The sequence below is a fragment of the Streptococcus suis genome (genome assembly GCF_016743335.1).
GTDB classification, from domain to species: Bacteria; Bacillota; Bacilli; order Lactobacillales; family Streptococcaceae; genus Streptococcus; species Streptococcus suis_Y.
Window position 1 is genome coordinate 1 of record NZ_WCJE01000068.1, and the last position, 6,401, is coordinate 6,401.

General features: G+C 43.9%; 6 protein-coding genes and 2 pseudogenes. All 8 read left to right on the forward strand.

Going from position 1 to position 6,401, the window contains the following annotated elements; genetic code table 11:
* The first annotated feature begins 82 nt into the window (after nucleotides 1–82).
* Nucleotides 83–952: a glucose-1-phosphate thymidylyltransferase RfbA gene (rfbA, locus tag F9856_RS11530; protein WP_044668169.1), complete on the forward strand. Its 870-nt coding sequence runs from the start codon at nucleotides 83–85 to the stop codon at nucleotides 950–952.
* On the forward strand, nucleotides 952–1,545 hold the full coding sequence (locus F9856_RS11535; protein WP_044752187.1) for a dTDP-4-dehydrorhamnose 3,5-epimerase family protein: 594 nt from the start codon (nucleotides 952–954) through the stop codon (nucleotides 1,543–1,545). The genes rfbA and F9856_RS11535 overlap by 1 nt, the downstream gene beginning before the upstream one ends.
* Nucleotides 1,545–2,030 carry a phosphoribosylanthranilate isomerase gene (locus F9856_RS11540; protein ID WP_202106687.1) on the forward strand — a complete coding sequence of 162 codons (486 nt, stop codon included), beginning with the start codon at nucleotides 1,545–1,547 and terminating at the stop codon, nucleotides 2,028–2,030. Before F9856_RS11535 ends, F9856_RS11540 begins: the two co-directional genes overlap by 1 nt.
* 175 nt (nucleotides 2,031–2,205) lie before the next feature.
* Nucleotides 2,206–3,252, forward strand: a complete 1,047-nt coding sequence (rfbB, locus tag F9856_RS11545) for a dTDP-glucose 4,6-dehydratase (protein ID WP_202106688.1) — start codon at nucleotides 2,206–2,208, stop codon at nucleotides 3,250–3,252.
* A 54-nt stretch (nucleotides 3,253–3,306) separates the two neighbouring features.
* Nucleotides 3,307–4,158 (forward strand): dTDP-4-dehydrorhamnose reductase, encoded by an 852-nt coding sequence (rfbD, locus tag F9856_RS11550; RefSeq protein ID WP_202106689.1) that lies wholly within the window; start codon nucleotides 3,307–3,309, stop codon nucleotides 4,156–4,158.
* Between the two features lie 175 nt (nucleotides 4,159–4,333).
* Nucleotides 4,334–4,540 carry a transposase gene (locus tag F9856_RS11555; protein WP_044767175.1) on the forward strand — a complete coding sequence of 69 codons (207 nt, stop codon included), beginning with the start codon at nucleotides 4,334–4,336 and terminating at the stop codon, nucleotides 4,538–4,540.
* 381 nt (nucleotides 4,541–4,921) lie between these two features.
* Nucleotides 4,922–5,567: pseudogene (locus F9856_RS12325) on the forward strand (IS66 family transposase); the annotation flags it as partial.
* 105 nt (nucleotides 5,568–5,672) lie between these two features.
* A pseudogene (locus F9856_RS12330) lies at nucleotides 5,673–6,335 on the forward strand (IS66 family transposase); the annotation flags it as partial.
* Nucleotides 6,336–6,401: the final 66 nt, after the last annotated feature.

Here is a 6,401-nt window from a genome sequence, read left to right on the forward strand (position 1 = left end):
TGAACAGCCACTTTTTCTTATATCATGAATTTGAAAAGTATGGTATAATAGACTGAATATATTTTAGGGAAGGTACTCTTATATGAAAGGTATTATTCTAGCAGGTGGATCAGGTACACGCCTTTATCCTCTGACACGAGCGGCTTCAAAACAATTGATGCCTATCTATGACAAACCAATGATTTACTATCCATTGTCAACACTTATGTTGGCTGGGATTAAAGAAATTTTGATTATCTCAACTCCTCAAGATCTTCCTCGTTTCAAGGATATGCTGGGAGATGGCTCAGAGCTTGGTATTAGTCTGTCTTATGCTGAACAACCAAGTCCAGATGGTTTGGCGCAAGCCTTCATTATCGGTGAAGAATTTATCGGTGATGACAATGTGGCTTTGATTTTGGGGGATAACATCTATCATGGAAATGGTTTGACCAAGATGTTGCAACGGGCGGCTAGCAAAGAAAAAGGTGCGACAGTATTCGGTTACCAAGTGAAAGATCCGGAACGTTTTGGTGTCGTAGAATTCGACGCAGACATGAATGCTATCTCAATCGAAGAAAAGCCAGAGGTACCAAAATCAAACTTTGCTGTTACTGGTCTTTATTTCTATGACAATGATGTTGTCGAAATCGCCAAAAACATCAAGCCTTCACCTCGTGGCGAGTTGGAAATCACAGATGTCAACAAAGCTTACTTAGAACGCGGCGACTTGTCTGTTGAGCTTATGGGTCGTGGATTCGCATGGTTGGATACAGGTACGCATGAAAGTCTCTTGGAAGCGGCGCAGTACATCGAAACGGTTCAACGCTTGCAAAACGTTCAAGTGGCTAACTTGGAAGAAATTGCCTACCGCATGGGCTACATTACAAAAGAACAAGTACATGAATTGGCACAGCCACTTAAGAAAAATGAATACGGACAATATTTGCTCCGTTTGATTGGAGAGGCCTAATGACAGAAAACTTTTTCGGTAAAACACTAGCAGCTCGCCCAGTCGAAGCCATCCCAGGAATGCTGGAATTTGATATCCCAGTTCATGGCGACAACCGTGGCTGGTTTAAGGAGAACTTCCAAAAGGAAAAAATGTTGCCTCTCGGCTTCCCTGAAAGCTTTTTCGCAGAAGGGAAATTGCAAAATAATGTTTCTTTCTCCCGCAAAAATGTTCTTCGTGGTCTTCACGCAGAGCCTTGGGATAAATACATTTCAGTAGCAGACGGCGGTAAGGTTTTGGGAACTTGGGTCGATCTACGTGAAGGCGAAACCTTCGGTAATACCTACCAAACCGTTATCGATGCCTCAAAAGGTATCTTCGTTCCGCGCGGAGTAGCCAACGGTTTCCAAGTCTTGTCAGACTTCGTGGCCTACAGCTATTTGGTCAACGACTACTGGGCTTTGGAACTCAAGCCTAAGTATGCCTTCGTCAACTACGCTGACCCGAGCCTTGACATCCAGTGGGAAAACCTAGAAGAAGCAGAAGTCTCAGAAGCAGATGAAAATCACCCATTCCTGAAAGACGTCAAGCCTTTGAGAAAAGAGGACCTCTAATGTTTCAAGCCTTTTTGGAAATAGCAGAGCAGTTAAACAAGTTAGGAATCACTCCCTTGTTAATGGGCTCAGTTGGTTTGGAAAGGCGCACAGGACGAGATTGGCAGGCAGGAGATTTAGATATTCATGTTCCAAGTAATCCACGTGGCTGGGAAGCCCCAGACGACGAGCGGATTTATCAGGCGGATGCCTTGATTTCTATGATGAACCAACTAGGCTATGTCCTGGTTGACCGTCATGAACATGAATTTCATAAAGATGGCTTATCTGTTGAATTCGGAGGCCTACATTCACTGCCTGAATTTGCTGGTGTAGAGCTGGAAGATTTGGAAGAACTAGAAACAGCAGGTGTTCGCTATTACCTACCGACACTTGAACAATACCTGAAAATCTACCAAGCCACTTCAAAAGATTCCTACCGTGCAGAAAATAACAATCAAAAAGACTTTGCCAAGATTGCTTACTTGAAAGAAGTATTGAAGTAGTCTGGTAATGCAAGAGGGCGAGCATCGCGAGCCCAGAGCGATAGTTTCCGCCGTAATCTTGCAGGGAAATTTTGAAACCTTAGGTTCAAAATTTAGCCATGAAACTGAAGGGGTGCTGGCGTCCCCACTACCTAAGGAAACTATCAAAAAAAGAAAAAACTTTTCGGAGAAAAAAATGTCTCAATTTAAAAATATTATCGTAACTGGTGGAGCTGGTTTCATCGGTTCAAACTTCGTACACTATGTTTATAACAATCATCCAGACGTTCACGTAACTGTTTTGGACAAACTCACTTATGCAGGAAACAAGGCTAACTTGGAAGCTATTCTTGGTGACCGTGTTGAGCTTGTTGTTGGCGACATTGCAGATGCTGAGTTGGTTGACAAATTGGCTGCTAAGGCAGATGCCATCGTTCACTATGCGGCAGAAAGCCACAACGACAACTCTCTCAACGATCCAAGCCCATTTATCCATACCAACTTTATCGGTACCTATACTCTTCTTGAAGCGGCTCGTAAATACGACATCCGTTTCCACCATGTATCGACTGACGAAGTGTATGGTGACCTTCCTTTACGTGAAGATTTGCCAGGTCATGGCGAAGGTCCAGGTGAGAAATTTACTGCAGAAACCAACTACAACCCATCATCACCTTACTCATCAACCAAAGCTGCTTCAGACTTGATTGTCAAAGCATGGGTGCGTTCATTTGGTGTCAAAGCAACTATTTCCAACTGTTCAAACAATTACGGTCCTTACCAACACATCGAGAAATTTATCCCACGCCAAATCACCAATATCTTGGCAGGTATTAAGCCAAAACTTTACGGTGAAGGTAAAAACGTCCGTGACTGGATTCATACCAACGACCACTCGACTGGTGTTTGGGCAATTTTGACAAAAGGCCGTATGGGCGAAACTTACCTAATCGGTGCTGACGGTGAGAAGAACAACAAAGAAGTGCTTGAATTGATTCTTGAAAAAATGGGGCAACCAAAAGATGCTTATGACCACGTGACTGACCGTGCAGGACACGATTTACGCTATGCGATTGACGCAAGCAAACTTCGTGACGAGCTAGGATGGACACCGCAGTTTACCAACTTCTCTGAAGGTTTGGAAGAAACAATCCAGTGGTACACAAACAACCAAGACTGGTGGAAGGCTGAAAAAGAAGCTGTTGAAGCCAACTATGCTAAGACACAGGAAGTTATTAAATAAGATTATTAAAGGCTAGGGCTCTTGCCCAAGCCTTTCTTGAAATAAGGAGCAAACATGATTTTAATTACAGGTGCAAATGGTCAGTTGGGAACAGAATTGCGGTATCTCTTGGATGAGCGTAGCGTTGAGTATGTGGCCGCTGACGTAGCAGAAATGGACATAACTGATGCAGATAAAGTAGATGCCTTCTTTGCAGAAGTAAAGCCAAGCGTTGTATACCACTGTGCAGCCTATACAGCAGTTGATATGGCAGAAGATGAAGGCAAGGAGCTCAACTACAAGATTAACGTAACGGGTTCTGAAAATGTTGCCATGGCAGCAGCAAAATACGGTGCGACCCTTGTCTATATCTCAACAGACTACGTATTCAACGGTGAGTTGCCAGTCGGCCAAGAGTGGCAAGTTGATGATCAGCCAGACCCACAATCTGAATACGGTCGTACCAAGCGCTTGGGTGAGGAAGCGGTTGAGAAATTTGCTGACAAATTCTACACTGTTCGTACAGCCTGGGTCTTTGGTAACTACGGTAAAAACTTTGTTTTCACCATGCAAAATCTTGCGGAAACTCGCGATACTTTGACGGTTGTCAATGACCAACACGGTCGCCCAACTTGGACCCGTACCCTTGCGGAATTTATGGTTCACTTGGTGGACACCAAGCAAGCATTTGGTTACTACCATTTGTCAAACGATGCGGCAGAAGATACAACCTGGTTTGACTTCGCGACGGAAATCCTCAAGGATACCAACACAAAGGTATTGCCAGTGGATTCTAGCCAGTTCCCAGCAAAGGCTAAGCGTCCATTCAACTCAACCATGAGCTTGGATAAAGCAAAGGCGACAGGTTTTGTCATCCCGACCTGGCAAGAGGCTCTGGAAGCATTCTATAAGCAGGAGAAAAGGTAGTATTTGATAACTAGAAGTGGTTTATTTAAGTGAAATGAAGCTCTTAGGCAGTTAGTCTAAGGGCTTATTTTGAAAAATAGAAGTATACTGATTTCTGTCAAAAAGACAGATGGCTTTCTATTGAAATCATGGCTTTTCTTTGTGTATAATAAGATAAAAAGAAGGAGGTAAGTCCATGGAGTCGCAAGATAAAGTGATTGAAAGTCTAATAAAAACCATTGAAATCATGACCAACGAGTTGACCCTCCTTCGAGAACAGGTTGAGTATCTGAGACAGAAACTCTACGGAAAATCATCAGAGAAAGTAGTGTATCAACCCGGTCAGCTGAGCTTGTTTGGGGAGGAAAGTCTCCCTGAAGAAGAAGCTGACTTACCCAGTTGAAACAGAGATCATCACTTATAAAAGCAAGAAAGCTAAGGGAGTTCGTCAGAGGCGGGACTAAAATCTAGTGTCACTTCTCAGAGTTCGTGTCAACATCTCAGCGCAGTGGTTGATTGGCTTTAACAGTCTGGGAGACTGTTAAAGGTAGGAGATAAGATTTGCAAAGCAAATCTCAGCAGTTCGTATTTCATACTCTAAATCTGGCCATTACGACTGTTGCGAACAAAGTTCGCTCTATTTCCAACCTCAAAAGGTTCACTGAACCTTTTGAGCTGTGCGGGGGTGGGAGTGAAACAGTCTGGGGATAGACTGTTTCAGCTCAACAACTGGAAATAAGGATTTGTTGACGAACTCTTTTTGACCAATCGAGTTCTTTCTCACTCCCAATTCACTCCAGAGATTGTTCATCACGAATTGCAGGGCAAAGACTGCACTTGTCCAGACTGTCATGGACAGTTGAAAGAGATTGGTTTTACTGTTCAACGACAAGAGTTGGTCTTCATTCCTGCACAATTAAAGCGGATTGACCATGTTCAACACGCATACAAGTGTCAGGCATGTAGTCAGAAGAATCTAAGCGATAAGATTATCAAGGCTCCCGTTTCTAAGGCACCTTTGGCACACAGCTTGGGTTCAGCTTCAATCATCGCCCACACTATTCACCAGAAATTCAATCTGAAGGTGCCCAATTACCGTCAGGAAGAGGACTGGCACAAGCTTGGCTTGCCAATCAGTCGGAAGGAAATAGTCAACTGGCACATCAAGTCTAGTCAATATTATTTCGAGCCGATTTATAACCTGTTGCACGAGAAATTGTTGGAGCAGCCTATTCTCCATGCGGATGAGACCTCCTACAAGGTCTTAGAAAATAATAGCCAGTTGACCTACTACTGGACCTTCTTATCTGGGAAACATGAGAGAAAGGGAATCACCCTCTATCATCATGACAAACGGCGGAGTGGCTTGGTTGTGGAGAAATTTCTTGGAGATTATACGGGCTACGTTGGGCTACGTTCATTGTGACATGTTACGGCAGTAACTTAGGACTTTAGTCCTTTAGTTCTGCCTATGCGATAGCAGTCCAAGGTTTAGGAGCCAAGCGACGCTAAGCTTGGTGAACTGCGAACCGCTTAAGTGCTTATCGGCAATTAGACAAGGCTCAGCTGGTTGGTTGTTGGGCTCATGTTAGACGAAAGTTCTTTGAGGCGACTCCTAAGAAGACAGACAAGACTTCTTTAGGAGCTAAGGGTTTAGCTTATTGCGACCGCCTGTTTGCCTTGGAGAATGACTGGGCTGACTTGTCTAGCGAGGAGCGACTACATAAACGTCAGACAGAGTTGGCTCACTTGATGGACGAGTTCTTTGATTGGTATCGCAATCAGGCTGTCTTGCCAGGTTCCAAATTGGGGACCGTTTTGGAGTATAGCCTCAAACACGAAGAAACCTTTCGAACTGTTCTCTCGAACGGTGACTTAGTCTTGTTCAACAATATGGCTGAGAGGGCAATGAAGACATTAGTGATGGGGCGTAGTGAAACAGTCTGGGAATAGACTGTTTCAGCCTGAGCCTAGAAACAAAAAAGCGAAGGTGGCTGTTTTCTCAGAGCTTTGAGGGTGCCAAGTCAACAGCTATCATTCTGAGTCTTTTGGAAACAGCCAAGAGAAACGGACTTGATGCGGAGAAATATATGACCTATCTTCTAGAACACTTACCCAATGAGGAGTCGCTCGCAAAAAAAGAGGTGCTAGAGGCCTATTTGCCATGGGATAAAAATATTAAGAGAGCATGTAAATAGAAAAAGGTTCCAGAGTCGACAGGACTTTGGAGCCTTTTTCAATATACCTTGTTATTGGGCGGTTAC